The organism is Enterobacter genomosp. O (assembly GCF_001022965.1).
Taxonomy (GTDB): domain Bacteria; phylum Pseudomonadota; class Gammaproteobacteria; order Enterobacterales; family Enterobacteriaceae; genus Enterobacter; species Enterobacter cloacae_L.
Genome location: NZ_LECZ01000025.1, coordinates 665678 through 683880, shown reverse-complemented (window position 1 = coordinate 683880; position 18203 = coordinate 665678). Strand labels below are relative to the sequence as shown.

Genomic DNA, 18203 nt, shown 5'->3' with positions numbered 1-18203 from the left:
GCGTTGTGGCACAGGAATATACTGTTGAACAATTAAACCACGGCCGTAAAGTCTGGGACTTTATGCGCTGGGACTACTGGGCCTTCGGCATTTCAGGTTTTCTGCTGATTGTGTCCATCGCCATCATGGGCGTGAAAGGCTTTAACTGGGGTCTCGATTTTACCGGCGGTACGGTAATTGAAATCTCCCTGGAAAAACCGATCGATATGGACCAGATGCGCGAATCGCTGCAGAAAGCGGGCTTCGAAGAGCCGCTGCTGCAAAACTTCGGCAGCAGCCGCGATATCATGGTGCGTATGCCTCCGGTACACGATGCCAACGGCAGCCAGGAGCTGGGTAGCAAGGTTCTGAACGTCATCAACGAATCGACCAGCCAGAATGCGGCGGTGAAGCGTATTGAGTTCGTCGGCCCGAGCGTGGGCGCGGATCTGGCGCAAACCGGTGCGATGGCGCTGATGGTTGCGCTGATCTCCATCCTGATCTACGTTGGCTTCCGCTTCGAGTGGCGCCTGGCGGCAGGTGTGGTTATCGCTCTTGCGCACGACGTGGTGATCACCATGGGGGTACTGTCGCTGTTCCACATTGAGATCGACCTGACGATTGTGGCATCCCTGATGTCCGTTATCGGTTACTCACTGAACGACAGTATCGTGGTATCTGACCGTATTCGTGAAAACTTCCGTAAGATCCGTCGCGGTACGCCGTACGAAATCTTTAACGTGTCGTTGACCCAGACGCTGCACCGTACCTTGATCACATCCGGAACGACCTTGATGGTTATCCTGATGCTGTATCTCTTCGGTGGCCCGGTACTGGAAGGCTTCTCGCTGACCATGCTGATTGGTGTCACCATCGGTACGGCGTCGTCTATCTACGTTGCGTCCGCACTGGCACTGAAACTCGGCATGAAGCGCGAGCACCTGCTCCAGCAGAAAGTCGAGAAAGAAGGGGCGGATCAGCCGTCCATTCTGCCGTAAGGCGACGTTTAGCGCGTTATCGAAATCCCGGTCTGGTGACCGGGATTTTTTTTATCTGCTCCTGACAAACACTCCTGACAGTATGCTGTCAGGAGCCCTGTCGTAGACTCTTTCTGAACCCAAACAACAGGCAGGAGGAAGTATGAAAAGTGTGATTAACTGGTTTGAAATTCCGGTCGCCGATATGGATCGCGCCATCAAATTTTATGAACTGGTAATGCAGGTTATGCTGAAGCGCGAGCAAATGGATGTTGCAGAGCTGGCGATTTTCCCGCACGAAGACCCGGCAACCGGCGGCGCGCTGGCGAAATTTGACGGCGTTACGCCGTCGCAGCAGGGCGCTATTATTTATCTGCATACTGACAATCTGGCGGCCACGCTCGATCGCATTGCCTCTGCGGGCGGTGCATGCGTCTTTGGTCCGCTGGAATTGCCGCGAGGCATTGGCACCATTGCCTTGTTCACCGACAGCGAAGGTAATCGCGTCGGCCTCCATCAACCTGCCTGAGAGCGGAATAAGATATGACCCGACGCGCTGACCGTTTGTTCCAGATTGTGCAGATCCTGCGGGGCAGGCGTCTGACAACGGCAGCGCATCTGGCGGACCGGCTTGGCGTGTCCGAGCGCACGGTCTACCGCGATATCCGCGACCTTTCACTTTCCGGCGTGCCGGTGGAAGGTGAGGCGGGAAGCGGATACCGGCTGATGTCGGGTTTTGACCTGCCGCCGCTGATGCTGACAAACAAGGAGTCAGAGGCGCTGATCGTCGCGATTCGCCTGCTCAAAACCTGGGGAGGTGAATCGCTGTCGCGCGAGCTGGAGTCGGCTCAGGAAAAGGTGCTGGCTATCCTGCCAGAGGAGAGTCGGCGAAAGGCGGAGCAGGCGCGTATCTACGCCCCGGACTTTTGCATGCAAAGCCACTCCCGCAGCCATTTTGACATGATTCACCAGGCGATTTCCGCCCAGCGCGTGTTGGCGCTGCATTACCGTGATGAAGCCGGACAGCTCTCTAAGCGTGAGGTTCAGCCGCTGGGGCTGTTCTTCTGGGGTGAGCGCTGGCTGCTGGCGGCGTGGTGTGAACGGCGCGATGACTATCGCTGTTTCCGGCTCGACAGATGCCTCAATATTGTGACTACGGAGAGGCGGTTTAGCGAAAGTGCGGACAGGTCTTTGGCGGATTTTTTGCGCAAGGTGAGGCAGTAAAAGCCAGGTGGCGAGGTAAAAGCAAAACGGCAACGATGTTGCCGTTTTTTGTGTTTGCACCCTCTCCCGTGGGAGAGGGAGGGGTGAGGGCACCAGCCCGCACAATCTCGCACTGGTTAGAAGTTATAACCCACAACCAGGTAACCACCCCAGCCGGTAGAACGGACGCTGAAGTCGCCGTTGCCGAAGTTCAGGCTCGCGTCATCGTTCCACTGGCCACCGTTGTGCCAGTAACGCGCAACAACAGAGTAGTGCCAGTGATCGTAGTTCAGTGCCAGGATGTGGCTGGAGGCGATGGAGTCGTTGGTGCGCGCTTTCTTACCGTTCAGGTCGCGGAAGTCGTTGTCGCCCAGATCTGAACCCCAGTCAAAGTTGGTGAAGCCGATGTAGCTCAGGTTGCCGCCCCACAGCTGGGTGATTGGCACAAAGTATTTCACTTTGAAACGGTAGCCATCCCACTCGTTTTCGTTCGCGGCACCGTAGTTCTGCCACTGGTACTTAGCGTATACGTTCAGAGACAGGCTCATTGGCAGGCCGGTATCGATGTCCGTACCCAGACCCATGTACCAGGTGCTCTGGCGACCGGACTTGTTGCGGCCCATGTCATAGATGTAGTTGTTCGCGAAGTACCACTCTTTGAACGGACCAAACGCCAGGCTGGTACCGGTCAGCTTATCAATAGAGAAGCGTGGTTCAATTTCCATGAACAGTGGGGAACCGTGGTTCCAGATACCTTTCGCGTCGGTGTTACCACCGAAGAAGACCGGTGCATCCATATAGCCATAGAAATCAAACCAGTCTTTCTTGGCGAACGCTTCATATTCCAGGTAGGTATCGTTACGGATCTGAGGTCCGAAGCGGGTGTGGTAGCTGCCGACCACGTTAACGCTCTGGTGCCACCAGTCGGAGAGGTATTGCGGTTTGTCGTTTTCCGCTGCGTTAACAGTGAAAGAAGAGGACAGTGCCAGCACGGCGCCAGCTGCGAGTAATGTTTTTTTCATAATCATGCCACTGATTGAAATTCCCTTCCGGGAGTGAAAAATGCGCGAATTGCGTTTCTAAATATTTCGTGTTTCTGCGGTGCCTATTATAGGAATCCCTGCTCACAAAAATATGTGTTGTTTCACATATCTCTCACACGCGTAATCGATTGCGTTCACGTTTGCGTACTTTAAACGGCCGGGATTGTAGCGGCAATCATTTATGTTGCCAATCCATACGAAATGTAAATGTTAGCGGAGTGACATTTCACTCCGCTTAAAAGGATGGAATTACTGCGCGGCGGGTTGAATGTCGTGAATGCGGATAAAGCCTAACTGTTCCGGCGTAAGGCCGCTCAGCTGAAGCGGTATTTCCACATCGCTGGGCGCTAAAACGCTGGCCGGGGCGGTGAACAGCTGATTCTTCACGTTCACTTCCTGGTAATTCTCCGTGGTGCCCTGGATCTGTCCCCACTCCACGGTACCGCTGAAGGCTGGAAGCGGATCGTTGGATTCGCCCTGGATGCGTAATGTTGCGCGCGTACCATCGGCATTCGCCGCCACGTTCACCAGCGACATTTTCAGCGTGCCAACCTGGCTGTTCAGGCGTGCAGGCGTGTTCGCGCCCGGCAGCAGATAAACCCCGCTGCTGGATTTGGCGTTCAGCGCGTTTTGCTGGGTGATCTTCACCGTTTCTTTGTTCAGCTTGTCCAACGCCGTATTGAGCGTATTCACGCTCTGTTTCATCTGACGGACTTCGGTTTGCTGTGCACAGGCGCTAAGGGTGAAGAGGCTCCCCACCAGCAAAATTTTTAGGTAACGTCTTGTCATTGCGCTTATTTCCTTGAAATAACGGATCGCTCTAATGATAGCCAGCATCATCGTGTCAGACATAGATCCTTTATCTCAAAAAGCTCTTCCTTTGTTGTCAGGCCAGATCAGGGTAAAATGAAAATCAGTTAACCGGATAACAGGGATACCGTATGCATTGCCCATTCTGCTCCGCTGTGGATACCAAAGTCATCGACTCTCGTCTTGTGGGCGAGGGGTCATCCGTACGCCGTCGTCGGCAGTGTCTGGTGTGCAACGAGCGTTTCACGACCTTTGAGGTTGCAGAGCTGGTAATGCCGCGCGTGGTAAAAAGTAACGACGTGCGCGAGCCGTTCAACGAAGAGAAACTGCGCAGCGGGATGCTGAAGGCTCTCGAAAAACGGCCCGTCAGCGCGGATGACGTTGAGATGGCGTTAAACCACATAAAATCTTACCTTCGCGGTTTGGGCGAGCGTGAAGTGCCCAGCAAGATGATCGGCAACCTGGTGATGGAACAGCTGAAAAAACTTGATAAGGTCGCCTATATCCGCTTCGCCTCTGTCTACCGCAGTTTCGAAGATATCAAAGAGTTTGGCGAAGAGATCGCCCGCTTACAGGATTAAGCTCATGCACGATGAGATGTACATGGCGCGCGCCATGAAGCTGGCGCAGCGCGGTCGTTTTACTACCCATCCCAACCCAAACGTCGGGTGCGTGATCGTTAAAGACGGCGAGATCGTGGGGGAGGGGTTTCACTATCGTGCAGGTGAGCCGCATGCTGAGGTTCATGCGTTGCGCATGGCTGGCGAGAAGGCGCGAGGTGCCACGGCCTACGTTACGCTGGAGCCCTGCAGCCATCACGGGCGTACGCCGCCGTGCTGCGAAGCGCTGATTGCCGCCGGTGTTTCACGCGTGGTCGCCTCGATGCAGGACCCGAATCCGCAGGTGGCCGGACGCGGTCTGTATCGCCTGCAGCAGGAAGGCATTGACGTCAGCCATGGTTTGATGATGCAGGACGCCGAAGCAATCAATAAAGGCTTCCTGAAGCGTATGCGCACGGGGTTCCCCTATATCCAGCTTAAGCTGGGCGCCTCGCTGGATGGACGTACGGCGATGGCAAGCGGCGAGAGCCAGTGGGTAACTTCGCCTCAGGCAAGGCGCGATGTGCAACGTCTGCGTGCGCAAAGCCATGCTATCCTCACCAGCAGTGAAACCGTGCTCGCTGACGATCCGGCCATGACCGTGCGCTGGGACGAGCTGAATGCCGATACCCAGGAGCTTTATCCGCAGGAGAACCTGCGTCAGCCGCTGCGTATTATTATTGATAGCCAGAACCGCGTGACGCCGGAGCACCGTATTGTCCAGCAGCCGGGTGAAACCTGGATTGCCCGCACCAAAGAAGACTCGCGCGAATGGCCGGAAGGCGTGCGCAGCATCATGGTGCCGGAGCATAACGGCCATCTGGATCTGGTGGTGCTGATGATGCTGCTCGGCAAACAGCAGGTGAACAGCATCTGGGTAGAAGCGGGCCCGACGCTGGCCGGTGCGCTCTTACAGGCCGGGCTGGTGGATGAACTGATTGTTTACGTTGCGCCTAAACTGTTAGGTCACGACGCGCGCGGCCTGTTTGTGCTGCCCGGCCTTGAAAAACTGGCCGATGCACCACAACTCAAATTTAGCGATATTCGTCCGGTGGGTCCGGATGTCTGCCTCCACTTAACGACAGCGTAATTGCTCCCGAAATAGGGAAGCAGTGCGCAAAGTATTATGATAAAATCCGCCCCCCTGCGGGGCCAAATGAACCCGTAAAGGAAGAGTATGAACATTATTGAAGCTGCTGTAGCTACCCCGGACGCTCGCGTCGCCATCACCATTGCGCGTTTCAACAACTTCATCAACGACAGCCTGCTGGAAGGTGCCATTGACGCCCTGAAACGTATCGGCCAGGTTAAAGATGACAACATTACCGTTGTTTGGGTTCCAGGTGCTTACGAACTGCCACTGGCAGCGGGCGCGCTGGCGAAAACCGGTAAATACGACGCGGTGATTGCACTGGGTACCGTTATTCGTGGCGGCACTGCGCACTTCGAATACGTTGCGGGCGGTGCAAGCAACGGTCTGGCACACGTTGCGCAGGACGCTGAAATTCCTGTCGCATTCGGCGTGCTGACCACCGAAAGTATTGAACAAGCCATCGAACGTGCTGGCACCAAAGCCGGTAACAAAGGTGCAGAAGCTGCACTGACCGCGCTTGAAATGATTAATGTATTGAAAGCCATCAAGGCCTGATTTTTTTGTAAGGGGAATTCCGTGAAACCTGCTGCTCGTCGCCGCGCCCGTGAATGTGCCGTCCAGGCACTTTACTCCTGGCAGTTGTCCCAGAACGACATCGCTGATGTTGAGTACCAGTTCCTGTCAGAACAGGACGTGAAAGATGTTGACGTTCTGTACTTCCGTGAACTGCTGTCGGGAGTGGCGACTAATAGCGCGTATCTCGATGGTCTGATGAAACCTTACCTGTCCCGTCTGCTCGAAGAGCTGGGTCAGGTAGAAAAAGCAGTGTTGCGTATCGCGCTGTTTGAGCTGTCTAAACGTGATGATGTGCCGTATAAAGTGGCCATCAACGAAGCGATCGAACTGGCGAAAACCTTCGGCGCTGAAGACAGCCACAAGTTTGTAAACGGCGTACTTGATAAAGCAGCACCTGCGATCCGTCCCCACAAAAAGTGATCCGCAAACCGGAGTTCTGCGTTGCCTGACGGGCAGTGCGGCTCCGGTTTTTTCTTTTATTTGCTGAGGCATAACGTATGGCATGCGGCGAATTCTCCCTGATTGCCCGTTATTTCGACCGTGTCAGAACCTCTCGTCTTGATGTTGAAACCGGCATTGGCGATGACTGTGCACTTCTCAATATTCCCGAAAAACAGACGCTGGCAATCAGCACCGACACCTTAGTGTGCGGACGTCATTTTTTACCGGATATCGATCCTGCCGATCTGGCGTATAAAGCGCTGGCGGTTAACGTTAGCGATCTGGCGGCAATGGGTGCCGATCCCGCGTGGCTGACGCTGGCACTGACGCTGCCTGAGGTAGATGAAGCCTGGCTTGAAGCCTTCAGCGATGCACTGTTTGAGCAGCTCAACTACTACGATATGCAGCTGATTGGCGGCGATACCACTGCCGGGCCGCTGTCGATGACGCTGGCGATCCACGGCTATGTCCCGCTCGGTCGCGCGCTGAAGCGCTCGGGCGCAAAACCCGGCGACTGGATTTACGTCACCGGTACGCCAGGCGACAGCGCGGCAGGGCTGGCTATTCTGCAGGATCGCTTAACCGTGAAAGACGCTGACGATGCGGCATATCTGGTTAAACGCCATCTGCGCCCGACGCCGCGTATTCTGCACGGCCAGGCGCTGCGCGAGCGGGCAAGCTCGGCTATCGATCTCTCTGACGGTCTCATCTCAGACCTCGGCCATATTCTGAAGGCCAGCGGCGTCGGCGCGCGCGTTGACCTGGATCTGTTCCCGCTGTCAGAGCAACTGCTTCGCCATGTGGAGCCTGAGCAGGCCCTGCGCTGGGCGCTCTCCGGTGGCGAAGATTATGAGCTGTGCTTTACCGTGCCGGAGCTGAACCGTGGGACGCTGGATGTCGCGTTAGCGCATCTCGGCGCGAAATTTACCTGCATCGGTCAGATCATGCCGGAAAGCGAAGGGCTGAAGTTTGTCCGTGAAGGTGCGCCGGTAACGCTCGACTGGAAAGGGTACGATCACTTCGCGTAAGTTTGTGCGCTCTGTATTGCCGGGTGGCGCTGCGCTTACCCGGCCTACAAATAGGGTGCGATCGTAGGCCGGGTAAGGCGAAGCCGCCACCCGGCAAGTGTTTACTTAAACCCCACCACCGGATGCTGCTGATACGGCGTCTCCAGCTCGGCAACCTGCTCCGGCGTTAGCGTGATATCTACCGCATTCAGCAGTTCATCTAGCTGCTCTTCCCGGGATGTGCCGATAATCGGTGCCGCAACGCCGCGCTTACCCAGCAGCCACGCCAGCGCCACCTGGGCGCGGGTTGCTCCGGTATCGTCGGCGATCCCGGCTAAGCGTTCGGCGATTAGCGCATCGCTGGCCTCTGTTCCTTCGTACAGGTTTTTTCCCACTTCATCCGAGACCAGACGGGCCGTGGTTTCTCCCCACGGGCGGGTCAGCCGGCCCCGTGCCAGCGGGCTCCACGGGATCACCGCGACGCCCTCCTGATGGCACAGCGGCAACATTTCTCGTTCTTCTTCACGATAGATCAGATTGTAGTGATCCTGCATGGTGACAAAGCGCGCCCAGCCGTGCTGCGCCTGGAGATCCAGCGCCTGTGCAAACTGCGACGCGTGCATAGACGACGCGCCGATGTAGCGCGCTTTACCGGCCTTTACGACGTCGTTGAGCGCTTCAAGCGTCTCCTCGATCGGTGTGTTGTAATCCCAGCGGTGAATTTGCAGCAGATCGACGTAATCCATGTTCAGGCGTCTGAGGCTGTCATCAATGGAACGCAGGATCTGCGCGCGAGAAAGGCCCTGAGGCAGGTCGCCCACCGGGTAGTACACCTTGGTGGCGACCACGATTTCATCACGACAAGCAAAATCACGCAGGGCGCGACCCACAATCTCCTCGCTGCTGCCGTCGGAGTAGCTGTTGGCGGTGTCAAAGAAGTTAATGCCGCCCTCAATGGCGCGTTTGATAATCGGACGGCTGCTCTCTTCCGGCAGCGTCCAGGCGTGATTTCCCCGATCGGGCTCGCCGAAGGTCATGCATCCCAGACAAAGTCGGGAAACCTTGAGGTCGGTTTTTCCTAATGTAGTGTATTGCACGGTCCGCTCCTGCTGTTTAAACACCAAGTTTAAGCATAGCAGGAGCGGAAAAGGGGAGGGATTAGTCCAGCCAGGCGCGGATTTTGGCTTCGATACCGGCGGCGTCCAGGCCAATCGCCGCGCGGGCTTCGTCCTGGGTACCTTGTGGAATGAAATGATCCGGCAGGCCGAGGTTCAGCACCGGAACGGCTTTACGGTTTGCCATCAGCACCTCGTTCACGCCGCTGCCCGCACCGCCCATAATGGCGTTTTCTTCCAGCGTGACCAGCACGTCATGAGTCTGTGCCATGCTCAGGATCAGAGACTCGTCGAGCGGCTTCACAAAGCGCATATCCACCAGGGTGGCATTCAGCGTTTCAGCCACTTTCGCGGCCTCCGGCATCAGCGTACCGAAGTTCAGAATTGCCACTTTCTCACCGCGACGTTTTACCAGACCTTTACCGATCGCCAGCTTTTCCAGCGGCTGCAGCTCAACGCCCACCGCATTACCGCGCGGGTAGCGAACGGCACTTGGACCATCCTGATAGTGGTAGCCGGTAAACAGCATCTGACGACATTCGTTTTCGTCGCTTGGCGTCATGACAACCATATCGGGAATACAGCGCAGGAACGACAGGTCAAACGCGCCCTGGTGAGTCTGGCCGTCGGCACCAACGATGCCCGCACGATCGATAGCAAACAGTACCGGCAGCTTCTGAATGGCCACGTCATGGATCACCTGATCGTAGGCGCGCTGCAGGAAGGTAGAATAGATAGCGACAACCGGCTTGTAGCCGCCAATGGCCAGGCCCGCTGCAAACGTCACCGCATGTTGCTCGGCAATAGCCACGTCAAAATACTGGTCAGGGTATTTTTTAGAGAACTCCACCATGCCGGAGCCTTCGCGCATGGCCGGAGTGACCGCCATCAGCTTGTTGTCTTTCGCTGCGGTTTCGCACAGCCAGTCGCCAAAGATTTTTGAATAGATCGGCATGCCGCCGCTGCTTTTTGGAAGACAGCCGCTGGACGGGTCAAATTTCGGGACCGCGTGGAAGGTAATCGGATCTTTTTCCGCCGGCTCGTAGCCACGCCCTTTTTTGGTCATGATGTGCAGGAACTGCGGGCCTTTCAGGTCGCGCATGTTCTTGAGCGTGGTCACCAGACCCAGCACGTCATGGCCGTCAACCGGGCCGATATAGTTGAAGCCCAGCTCTTCAAACAGAGTACCCGGCACGACCATGCCTTTGATGTGTTCTTCGGTGCGCTTGAGCAGCTCTTTGATCGGCGGTACGCCGGAGAAGACCTTCTTGCCGCCTTCACGCAGCGAGGAGTAAAGCTTGCCGGAGAGCAGCTGGGCCAGATGGTTGTTCAGCGCGCCGACGTTTTCGGAAATCGACATTTCGTTATCGTTAAGGATAACCAGCATGTCCGGCTTGATGTCGCCCGCGTGGTTCATAGCCTCAAAGGCCATACCGGCGGTGATAGCACCGTCGCCAATCACGCAGACGGTGCGGCGCTGCTTGTTCTCTTTTTCGGCGGCAACGGCAATACCGATGCCCGCTGAAATGGAGGTGGAGGAGTGGCCGACGCTCAATACGTCATACTCGCTCTCACCGCGCCACGGGAACGGGTGCAGACCGCCTTTCTGTCGAATGGTGCCAATTTTATCGCGACGTCCGGTCAGAATTTTGTGCGGATATGCCTGGTGACCCACGTCCCAAATCAGCTGATCGAACGGCGTGTTATAGACGTAATGCAGCGCCACGGTCAGCTCAACCGTGCCAAGCCCGGAGGCGAAATGGCCGCTGGAGCGGCTAACGCTGTCGAGCAGGTAGCGACGCAGCTCGTCGCACAGCTTCGGCAGGCTCTCTTTCGGCAACAGACGTAACTCCTGGGTGGAGTCAACTAACGCCAGTGTCGGGTATTTGGCAATATCAAAACTCATCAAAGGCTCATCGAGATAGTGTGTTTATTTATCACGCTGGATTATATAGTCCGCTAGCGCTTCCAGTGCCGAGGTATCCAGCGATTGCGCGGCCAGCTGATTCAGAGACTGGCGGGCATCCTCTATCAGATCCCGGGCTTTACGTTGGGCTTGCTCAAGGCCCAGCAGGGCGGGGTAGGTACTTTTGCCAAGCTGCTGGTCCGCACCCTGACGTTTTCCCAATGTTGCAGTATCGCCCACCACATCCAGAATGTCATCCTGAACCTGGAACGCCAGACCGATACTTTCTGCGTATCTGTCCAGAATCGGCAGGGCTTTGCGCCCTTGCTCACCCGCGCTCAGCGCGCCCAGGCGTACGGCTGAACGAATCAGCGCCCCGGTTTTATGGCGATGAATACGCTCCAGCTGTTCCAGATTAACCTGACGTCCTTCCGCGTCCAGATCCAGGGCCTGTCCGCCGCACATGCCGGCCACGCCGCTGGCCATTGCCAGTTCGGAGATCATCGCCAGGCGGTCGCGGTCAGCCACTTCAGCCATCGGCGCGTCGCTCAGAATCGAGAAGGCCAGCGTTTGCAGGGCATCACCCGCCAGAATGGCATTTGCCTCGCCAAACTTGATATGGCAGGTTGGTTGACCCCGACGTAAATCGTCGTCGTCCATTGCCGGTAAATCATCGTGGATCAGTGAATAGGCGTGAATGCACTCAACGGCGGCTGCCGGTGCGTCCAGCGTGTTATCGCTGATGCCAAACATACTGCCTGTGGCGTAGACCAGAAACGGGCGCAGGCGCTTTCCACCCAAGAGTGCGCCATAGTGCATGGCCTCAACCAGTGGAGTGTTCTGAAAAGGCTGTGGCGCAATAAAACGGCGCAGGGCGTCGTTGGCGCGCACGACGCGCGCCTGAAGCTCGTTGGCAAAATCCATTTACTCGGCGTCCGGTGTGAATGGCGTGGTTTTCGCGTCTTCGCTGTCGGAAAGCAGGATCTGCACGCGCTGTTCGGCCTGCTGCAGTTTGACCTGCCCCTGGCGCGCCAGCTGCACGCCGCGCTCGAATTCGTTGAGCGCCTCTTCCAGCGGGAGATCGCCGCTCTCAAGGCGGGTGACAATTTGCTCCAGTTCACTCAGCGCAGTTTCGAAACTGGCCGGTGCGTCGTTCTTCTTCGGCATAGTGAATTGACTCTTATATTCTTCGCCCCGACATGGTAACGGACTCAGGGCAATTATCAAATAACGCGCAATGTGCACAGGAGCGGCGCGATGGTGGTATACTTGCGCGCCTGGATGCAGCCACGGGTGTGGGCTGCTGTACTCTTTTCCATTACAAGCCTTAATACGCTTGCCTAAGAAACATTGCCGCCATGAAGTTTATCATTAAATTGTTCCCTGAAATCACCATCAAAAGCCAATCTGTGCGTTTGCGCTTTATTAAAATTCTCACCGGGAACATTCGTAACGTATTAAAGCACTACGACGAGACTCTCGCCGTGGTGCGCCACTGGGACCACGTTGAGGTCCGTGCGAAAGACGAAAACAAACGTCAGGATATTCGCGACGCCCTGACCCGTATTCCGGGGATCCACCATATTCTGGAAGTGGAAGACGTCCCGTTCAGCGATATGCACGACATCTTCGAGAAAGCGCTGGTCCAGTACCGCGACCAGATCGAAGGCAAAACCTTCTGCGTACGCGTGAAGCGTCGCGGTAAGCACGAGTTTAGCTCCATTGAAGTGGAACGTTACGTTGGCGGCGGCCTGAACCAGCACGTCGAGTCTGCGCGCGTGCGTCTGACCAACCCGGACGTGACCGTCAATCTGGAGATCGAAAACGATCGCCTGCTGCTGGTGAAAGGGCGCTATGAAGGTATCGGCGGCTTCCCGATCGGGACTCAGGAAGATGTTCTGTCTCTGATCTCCGGCGGCTTCGACTCCGGCGTCTCCAGCTATATGCTGATGCGTCGCGGCTGCCGTGTGCATTACTGCTTCTTCAACCTGGGCGGCGCGGCGCACGAAATCGGCGTTCGTCAGGTGGCGCATTACCTGTGGAACCGCTTCGGCAGCTCCCACCGCGTGCGTTTTGTGGCGATTAACTTCGAACCTGTGGTCGGCGAAATCCTCGAGAAAGTAGACGACGGCCAGATGGGCGTCATCCTGAAGCGCATGATGGTGCGTGCGGCTTCCAAAGTGGCTGAGCGCTACGGCGTGCAGGCGCTGGTCACCGGCGAAGCGCTGGGCCAGGTCTCCAGCCAGACGCTGACCAACCTGCGTCTGATCGACAACGTCTCTGATACGCTGATCCTGCGTCCGCTGATCTCCCACGATAAAGAGCACATCATCGATCTGGCGCGCGAAATTGGCACCGAAGATTTTGCCCGCACCATGCCGGAGTACTGCGGCGTGATCTCAAAAAGCCCAACGGTGAAAGCGGTGAAGGCGAAGATCGAAGCGGAAGAAGAGAACTTCGATTTTGCCATCCTGGACAAAGTGGTGGAGGAAGCCTCCAACATTGATATCCGTGAGATTGCCCAGCAAACCGAGCAGGAAGTGGTTGAAGTTGAAACCGTCAGCGGTTTTGGTGCCAGCGATGTGATTGTGGATATTCGTTCTATCGATGAACAGGACGCCAGCCCGCTTAACGTCGAAGGCGTTGAGGTGGTTTCTCTGCCATTCTACAAGCTGAGCACGAAATTTGGCGATCTCGACAAGAGCAAAACGTATCTGCTGTGGTGCGAGCGCGGGGTGATGAGCCGCCTGCAGGCGCTGTATCTGCGCGAGCAGGGCTTTGCGAATGTGAAGGTGTATCGCCCGTAGTTTTTTGTTGGGGAGTGCGGCCTGATGCCCTCACCCCGACCCTCTCCCACAGGGAGAGGGCGCAAACATTAAAAACGGCAACCTGAGGTTGCCGTTTTGCTTTTACCTACCGCCACCCGGCTTTTTTATGCACTACTCTTCATAGTAATTATAAATTCCCGCCGGCATCACCAGCGACGATGCCACTTCGTACGCTTTTTCACGCCCGACCAGCAGGTCAATAATCTTCAAGCCAAAATCAATCGCGGTGCCTGGCCCCTGGCTGGTCAGCAGGTTGACGCGCGGATCCCAGACCACGCGTTTATCCACCCACTGGTCTTCCGGAATGATCTCTTTCAGCCCCGGGAAGCCGGTCATGTTGCCGATGGGGAAGATGTCATGCGGAACCAGTACCGTGCCTGCGGCGGCGCAGATGGCTGCGACGATCCGACCTGATAAGTGGAACTGACGCACGGTCTCGACCAGCAGCGGGCTGTCGCGAAAATACTCCGCGCCCTTCAGGCCACCCGGCAGGACGATGATGTCGTAATCCCCGTCCGCCACCTGCACAAGCGGGGCATCCGCGAGGAGTTTCACCCCGCGCGAGCAGGTGACGGCCAGATTACCGTCGCTGGCGACGCTGGCGGTTGTCACGGTGATGCCGCCGCGCACCATTAAATCAATGGTGGTGACCGCTTCTGTCTCTTCGCTACCAGGGGCGAGGCAGATCAGTGCCGACGCGCTCATATTCACTCTCCTTACGTTTAACCAGGTCATACAGACGGGCGTTTTCCGGCACGGCGATACCGTGCGCGCGGGCGCGTTTTAGCAGATAGCCGGTAATGTAGTCGATCTCCGTGTGGCGTAATGCCCGAACGTCCTGCAACATCGAGGAGATGTTTTCTGCGGTACTCTCAATAACCTGCTCGACATAACAGCGTAAATCGTCCGCTGAGGTATGCAGGCCTTCCCGCTCAACGACCGCTGCGACTTCCGCACACAGCGTCGCAACGTCCTGCGGATGATTTTTTAGCTCCCCATTCGGGCAGTCCCACAACGCCGTCAGCGGATTAATCACGCAGTTGACGGCCAGCTTGCGCCAGAGCTGAGGTCGAATATGGTTATGCCAGGCCACGTCTGGCAACACCTTCTGCAGGACATCGGCAAGATAGCTGTAGTCCCCATCCTGCGTTCTGGCGGGGCCGATGTGCGTCACGCCACTGGCGACATGCACGATGATGTTGCCGTCGCGGCGGGCGGCATGAGTGGTTGTCGCCATCAGCAGGGGCTGCGGGACGCTTTTCAGCTCATCGAGCGTCCCCATGCCGTTATGCAGCAGCAGTATGGGGGAAGTGGGGGGGAGCTGCGCGGCCAGTGTCTTTACCGCGTCTGAGACCTGCCACGCCTTGAGCGTCACCAGTAAAAGGTCGCTTTGCGCCAGAAAATCTGGATCGTTGGCGGTGAGCGATTCGTTAAAGATGCTTCCGTCTTCACCAATCAGATTCACGCTGCAATAGGGCTGGGGCACGCGCAGCCAGCCCTGAACCTCATGTCCGTGCTTGCACAGCGCGGTCAGCCACAGCTGGCCAAGCGCTCCGCATCCGAGCACTGTAATTTTCATTGTTCCTCCTCACCTGCAACTGCGCCAGGTGTTACAGCTTAATTATACAGCTAAGCTTCTGTTGAGTTATGCCTCGTAGCGGGTATTATGCAACGCAACAAAAGTGAAGGGAGAAGAAAAGATGCCATCTTTCGATATTGTTTCCGAAGTTGATATCCAGGAAGTTCGCAACGGCGTAGAGAACGCAACCCGCGAAGTTGAGTCACGTTTCGATTTTCGTGGCGTTGAGGCGTCGTTTGAGCTGAACGATGCAAATAAGACTATTAAGGTGCTGAGCGAGTCTGATTTCCAGGTGAATCAGCTGCTCGACATTCTGCGCGCCAAGCTGTTAAAACGCGGCATTGAAGGGACGTCTCTGGATGTGCCGGAAGAGTTTGTGCACAGCGGTAAAAACTGGTTTGTTGAAGCCAAGCTGAAGCAGGGCATTGAGAGCGCAGTGCAGAAGAAGATCGTTAAGCTCATCAAAGACAGCAAGCTGAAGGTGCAGGCGCAGATCCAGGGTGAAGAAATTCGCGTCACCGGCAAGTCCCGCGATGACCTGCAGTCCGTGATGGCGCTGGTGCGCGGCGGCGATCTGGGACAACCGTTCCAGTTTAAAAACTTCCGCGATTAACGTAAAAAAGCCCGGTTTAACCGGGCTTTTTTTTCAGGCTTTGAGCGCCTGTTCGACCTCAAAGCGGTTGGTCATTTTACTGTCTATTTTGACGTAAGCGCTGCGTTCTTCCGGCACAATAAGCACCTCTGTCACGCCCTCTTTGACTTCCAGACGCTGCTTCAGCGCATCGCTAATTTCTACATCATCCGGAATTTCTACCCGCAGGCTGCTCACGTAGCGTGGTTCTTTCATGGTACTGGCAACCAGCAGCCAGACTGTCGCCAGCAGCGCGCCTGCAAGAAACACGGTTTGCGAATCAAACAGCCCGTCCACCCAGCCGCCAAGCGAGCCGCCGATCGCCACGCCGAGAAACTGGCTGGTGGAGTAAATGCCCATTGCCGTGCCTTTGTAACCGGCCGGGGACTCTTTGCTGATCAGCGATGGGAGCAGGGCTTCCATCAGGTTAAAGGCCAGGAAGAAGAGCTGCACGCCGGCAATCAGTTCCCAGAAGTGCGGGCCGGAACCCCAGAGCACGATCTCGGCAATCAGCAGGACCGCCACGCAGCCCACGAAGACGCGCTTCATTTTGCGCTTCACTTCGGCGTATATGATAAACGGCACGACGGAGACAAACGAAATCAGCATCGTGACCAGATAAATTTTCCAGTGCTCTGCCGCCGGGAAGCCCGCAGCGGCAAGCTGGCCGGGCAGGGCGACAAAGGTAGACATCAGCAGGATGTGCAGACACATAATGCCAAAATTGAGCTTGAGCAGGCGTGGTTCAACAATCACTTTGCTAAAGCAGCCTTTTACCATCCCCGATTCACGGTTGAGGACGTGGTTTTTGCTGTCCGGCACCACCCACAGGGTTAAGGCAATCCCGAGGGTCGCCAGTACGGCAATCATCCAGAACAGGGCGTGCAGGCCAAGCGCATGGGTAATGATGGGGCCGAGCACCATCGCAATGGCAAAGGTGACGCCAAAGCTCACGCCGATGAAGGCCATCGCTTTGGTGCGGTTCTGCTCGCGGGTTAAGTCTGACAGCAGCGCCATCACCGCGGCGGCAATCGCGCCGGAGCCCTGCAGGGCGCGGCCAAGAATAATGCCCCAGATGGAGTGGGAGAGGGCGGCAATGACGCTCCCGAGCACAAAGACCAGCAGCCCGCCGACGATCAGCGGCTTTCGACCCACCCGGTCAGAGAGCAGGCCAAACGGGATCTGGAATACCGCCTGCGCCAGACCGTAGATGCCGATCGCGAGCCCAATCAGCGCCTCGCTGGCCCCCTGCAGCGCCATACCGTACGTGGTCAGAACAGGCAGGACCATAAACATGCCAAGCATCCGTAGCGAGAAGACAGTCCCTAAGCCCCAGGTCGCGCGAAGCTCGCCTGGCGTCATTTTATAATCGTTCATTACCACCTCAGTTCAAAAGCAGGCCATAGTGTAGTGCGGGGAAGGGGCGGGGTAAATAAAGGGTTATTTAACAAATATTACATGCGTTATTAATAGATTTGGCGAATAAAAAAGGGTGCCGAAGCACCCCTTTATTCACCTGTTGTGGCTTACCAGACGTAAGTCAGCAGGTTGTGTGAATCCGGCACCATGAAGTCCACGGACATCATCACGGACAGCGAGGTGATGGCGACAATCGAGAACACAAACAGTTTGCGCGCCCAGACTTTGTCATCTTCCACTTTGTAACCGCGCAGCGCCATACCGAGCCACCAGACGCTCACCGCAGCCGCTACCGCCAGATATTTGTATCCAGCGTAACCGCCGAGAGAGAGCATCAGCGTTGCAACAGCAAAGGCGATGATGTAGAGCGTGATGTGGTTTTTAGCAACAGAAATGCCTTTCACGACCGGCAGAACCGGGATGTTCGCCGCCTGATAATCCTTAAAGCGGAAAATCGCAATGGCATAGGAGTGCGGCATCTGCCACAGGCTAAAGATAGCCAGCAGGATCAGCGCACCGCTGTCGAACTCGTTCGTGACCGCGCAGTAGCCAATCACCGGCGGCGCAGCGCCGGAGAGAGAACCAATCAGCGTGCCGTAGACGGAGTGACGCTTCATATACAGGCTGTAAACGCCCACATAAACTACGAACCCCATCACCCCCAGCCAGCAGGCCAGCGGGTTAGCACCAAACCACAGCAGCATAAAGCCAGCAATACCCAGCAAGGTGGCGTACACCAGCGAGACGGAAGGGGCGATCAGGCCTTTCACCAGCACCCGATTTTTGGTCCTTTCCATCTTCTTGTCGATATCCATGTCGATGTAGTTGTTAAATACACAACCGGACGCAACAACCAGTGACACACCGACCAGCGTGTAGATAAAGAGGGTGTAATCAATGCTGCCCTTAGAGGCCAGCAGGAACCCTCCGATCACGGAGATCAGGTTGCCAAAGATGATGCCTGGTTTCGTTACTTGCAGGTATTGCTTAAACATAC

20 protein-coding genes are annotated in these 18203 nt (G+C 56.4%); 10 read left to right on the top strand and 10 right to left on the bottom strand.

Going from position 1 to position 18203, the window contains the following annotated elements; all coding sequences use genetic code 11:
• Positions 1-5: 5 nt before the first annotated feature.
• The 3 genes from secF (at position 6) to ABR39_RS13155 (ending at position 2180) form a co-directional block, all read left to right on the top strand.
• The gene (gene secF / locus ABR39_RS13165) at positions 6-977 is read left to right on the top strand and encodes a protein translocase subunit SecF (protein WP_047347293.1); all 972 of its coding nucleotides are present in this window, start codon (positions 6-8) and stop codon (positions 975-977) included.
• Between the two features lie 142 nt (positions 978-1119).
• Positions 1120-1485 carry a VOC family protein gene (locus ABR39_RS13160; protein WP_047347292.1) on the top strand — a complete coding sequence of 122 codons (366 nt, stop codon included), beginning with the start codon at positions 1120-1122 and terminating at the stop codon, positions 1483-1485.
• Between the two features lie 14 nt (positions 1486-1499).
• On the top strand, positions 1500-2180 hold the full coding sequence (locus ABR39_RS13155; RefSeq protein ID WP_047347291.1) for a helix-turn-helix transcriptional regulator: 681 nt from the start codon (positions 1500-1502) through the stop codon (positions 2178-2180).
• Positions 2181-2296: 116 nt separating this feature from the next.
• On the opposite strand, the gene ABR39_RS13150 is transcribed toward ABR39_RS13155, so the two are convergent.
• Together ABR39_RS13150 and ABR39_RS13145 are read right to left on the bottom strand one after the other, a co-directional pair.
• Entirely contained in the window at positions 2297-3181 is an 885-nt protein-coding gene (locus ABR39_RS13150) for a nucleoside-specific channel-forming protein Tsx (protein WP_025756198.1), read from the bottom strand.
• A 270-nt stretch (positions 3182-3451) separates the two neighbouring features.
• Positions 3452-3991: a DUF3251 domain-containing protein gene (locus tag ABR39_RS13145; protein ID WP_047347393.1), complete on the bottom strand. Its 540-nt coding sequence runs from the start codon at positions 3989-3991 to the stop codon at positions 3452-3454.
• A 152-nt stretch (positions 3992-4143) separates the two neighbouring features.
• Between ABR39_RS13145 and nrdR the strand changes: the two genes are divergently transcribed.
• From nrdR to thiL, 5 genes are all read left to right on the top strand, one after another.
• A complete protein-coding gene (gene nrdR / locus ABR39_RS13140) occupies positions 4144-4593 on the top strand; it encodes a transcriptional regulator NrdR (RefSeq protein ID WP_008503337.1) in 450 nt (149 codons plus the stop codon).
• Positions 4594-4597: 4 nt separating this feature from the next.
• A complete protein-coding gene (gene ribD / locus ABR39_RS13135; protein WP_047347290.1) occupies positions 4598-5701 on the top strand; it encodes a bifunctional diaminohydroxyphosphoribosylaminopyrimidine deaminase/5-amino-6-(5-phosphoribosylamino)uracil reductase RibD in 1104 nt (367 codons plus the stop codon).
• Positions 5702-5788: 87 nt separating this feature from the next.
• The gene (gene ribH / locus ABR39_RS13130) at positions 5789-6259 is read left to right on the top strand and encodes a 6,7-dimethyl-8-ribityllumazine synthase (RefSeq protein WP_006176874.1); all 471 of its coding nucleotides are present in this window, start codon (positions 5789-5791) and stop codon (positions 6257-6259) included.
• Between the two features lie 21 nt (positions 6260-6280).
• Entirely contained in the window at positions 6281-6700 is a 420-nt protein-coding gene (nusB, locus tag ABR39_RS13125) for a transcription antitermination factor NusB (RefSeq protein ID WP_006809908.1), read from the top strand.
• A gap of 77 nt (positions 6701-6777) precedes the next feature.
• On the top strand, positions 6778-7749 hold the full coding sequence (gene thiL, locus ABR39_RS13120) for a thiamine-phosphate kinase (protein WP_047347289.1): 972 nt from the start codon (positions 6778-6780) through the stop codon (positions 7747-7749).
• Between the two features lie 101 nt (positions 7750-7850).
• Here thiL and ABR39_RS13115 read toward each other — a convergent pair whose 3' ends face one another.
• From ABR39_RS13115 to xseB, 4 genes are all read right to left on the bottom strand, one after another.
• Positions 7851-8825 (bottom strand): aldo/keto reductase, encoded by a 975-nt coding sequence (locus tag ABR39_RS13115; protein ID WP_047347288.1) that lies wholly within the window; start codon positions 8823-8825, stop codon positions 7851-7853.
• A 61-nt stretch (positions 8826-8886) separates the two neighbouring features.
• Positions 8887-10749: a 1-deoxy-D-xylulose-5-phosphate synthase gene (gene dxs, locus ABR39_RS13110; RefSeq protein ID WP_047347287.1), complete on the bottom strand. Its 1863-nt coding sequence runs from the start codon at positions 10747-10749 to the stop codon at positions 8887-8889.
• A gap of 24 nt (positions 10750-10773) precedes the next feature.
• Positions 10774-11673 (bottom strand): (2E,6E)-farnesyl diphosphate synthase, encoded by a 900-nt coding sequence (ispA, locus tag ABR39_RS13105; protein WP_047347286.1) that lies wholly within the window; start codon positions 11671-11673, stop codon positions 10774-10776.
• Positions 11674-11916: an exodeoxyribonuclease VII small subunit gene (gene xseB, locus ABR39_RS13100; RefSeq protein WP_008503331.1), complete on the bottom strand. Its 243-nt coding sequence runs from the start codon at positions 11914-11916 to the stop codon at positions 11674-11676.
• Positions 11917-12107: 191 nt separating this feature from the next.
• Between xseB and thiI the strand changes: the two genes are divergently transcribed.
• A complete protein-coding gene (gene thiI, locus ABR39_RS13095; protein ID WP_047347285.1) occupies positions 12108-13556 on the top strand; it encodes a tRNA uracil 4-sulfurtransferase ThiI in 1449 nt (482 codons plus the stop codon).
• A 132-nt stretch (positions 13557-13688) separates the two neighbouring features.
• Here thiI and yajL read toward each other — a convergent pair whose 3' ends face one another.
• Together yajL and panE are read right to left on the bottom strand one after the other, a co-directional pair.
• Positions 13689-14282, bottom strand: coding sequence for a protein deglycase YajL (yajL, locus tag ABR39_RS13090; RefSeq protein ID WP_047347284.1), 594 nt, complete (start codon positions 14280-14282; stop codon positions 13689-13691).
• Positions 14245-15156 carry a 2-dehydropantoate 2-reductase gene (gene panE / locus ABR39_RS13085; RefSeq protein ID WP_047347283.1) on the bottom strand — a complete coding sequence of 304 codons (912 nt, stop codon included), beginning with the start codon at positions 15154-15156 and terminating at the stop codon, positions 14245-14247. The genes yajL and panE overlap by 38 nt, the downstream gene beginning before the upstream one ends.
• 121 nt (positions 15157-15277) lie before the next feature.
• Here panE and ABR39_RS13080 point away from each other — a divergent pair, with 121 nt between their 5' ends.
• Positions 15278-15769: a YajQ family cyclic di-GMP-binding protein gene (locus ABR39_RS13080; protein WP_023334701.1), complete on the top strand. Its 492-nt coding sequence runs from the start codon at positions 15278-15280 to the stop codon at positions 15767-15769.
• A 33-nt stretch (positions 15770-15802) separates the two neighbouring features.
• Here ABR39_RS13080 and ABR39_RS13075 read toward each other — a convergent pair whose 3' ends face one another.
• Both ABR39_RS13075 and cyoE read right to left on the bottom strand, forming a co-directional pair.
• Entirely contained in the window at positions 15803-17164 is a 1362-nt protein-coding gene (locus tag ABR39_RS13075; protein ID WP_047347282.1) for an MFS transporter, read from the bottom strand.
• Between the two features lie 149 nt (positions 17165-17313).
• Entirely contained in the window at positions 17314-18201 is an 888-nt protein-coding gene (gene cyoE, locus ABR39_RS13070; protein WP_013095848.1) for a heme o synthase, read from the bottom strand.
• Between the last annotated feature and the right edge of the window lie 2 nt (positions 18202-18203).

Excerpts from the sequence above, each read along its gene's own strand:
- yajL (WP_047347284.1), bottom strand. The coding sequence starts at position 14,282 with ATGAGCGCGTCGGCACTGATCTGCCTCGCCCCTGGTAGCGAAGAGACA.
- ABR39_RS13075 (WP_047347282.1), bottom strand. The coding sequence starts at position 17,164 with ATGAACGATTATAAAATGACGCCAGGCGAGCTTCGCGCGACCTGGGGC.
- ABR39_RS13080 (WP_023334701.1), top strand. The coding sequence starts at position 15,278 with ATGCCATCTTTCGATATTGTTTCCGAAGTTGATATCCAGGAAGTTCGC.
- dxs (WP_047347287.1), bottom strand. The coding sequence starts at position 10,749 with ATGAGTTTTGATATTGCCAAATACCCGACACTGGCGTTAGTTGACTCC.
- ABR39_RS13155 (WP_047347291.1), top strand. The coding sequence starts at position 1,500 with ATGACCCGACGCGCTGACCGTTTGTTCCAGATTGTGCAGATCCTGCGG.
- thiI (WP_047347285.1), top strand. The coding sequence starts at position 12,108 with ATGAAGTTTATCATTAAATTGTTCCCTGAAATCACCATCAAAAGCCAA.
- ribH (WP_006176874.1), top strand. The coding sequence starts at position 5,789 with ATGAACATTATTGAAGCTGCTGTAGCTACCCCGGACGCTCGCGTCGCC.
- ABR39_RS13145 (WP_047347393.1), bottom strand. The coding sequence starts at position 3,991 with ATGACAAGACGTTACCTAAAAATTTTGCTGGTGGGGAGCCTCTTCACC.
- ABR39_RS13150 (WP_025756198.1), bottom strand. The coding sequence starts at position 3,181 with ATGAAAAAAACATTACTCGCAGCTGGCGCCGTGCTGGCACTGTCCTCT.
- thiL (WP_047347289.1), top strand. The coding sequence starts at position 6,778 with ATGGCATGCGGCGAATTCTCCCTGATTGCCCGTTATTTCGACCGTGTC.
- panE (WP_047347283.1), bottom strand. The coding sequence starts at position 15,156 with ATGAAAATTACAGTGCTCGGATGCGGAGCGCTTGGCCAGCTGTGGCTG.
- xseB (WP_008503331.1), bottom strand. The coding sequence starts at position 11,916 with ATGCCGAAGAAGAACGACGCACCGGCCAGTTTCGAAACTGCGCTGAGT.
- cyoE (WP_013095848.1), bottom strand. The coding sequence starts at position 18,201 with ATGTTTAAGCAATACCTGCAAGTAACGAAACCAGGCATCATCTTTGGC.
- ispA (WP_047347286.1), bottom strand. The coding sequence starts at position 11,673 with ATGGATTTTGCCAACGAGCTTCAGGCGCGCGTCGTGCGCGCCAACGAC.
- ABR39_RS13160 (WP_047347292.1), top strand. The coding sequence starts at position 1,120 with ATGAAAAGTGTGATTAACTGGTTTGAAATTCCGGTCGCCGATATGGAT.
- ribD (WP_047347290.1), top strand. The coding sequence starts at position 4,598 with ATGCACGATGAGATGTACATGGCGCGCGCCATGAAGCTGGCGCAGCGC.
- nrdR (WP_008503337.1), top strand. The coding sequence starts at position 4,144 with ATGCATTGCCCATTCTGCTCCGCTGTGGATACCAAAGTCATCGACTCT.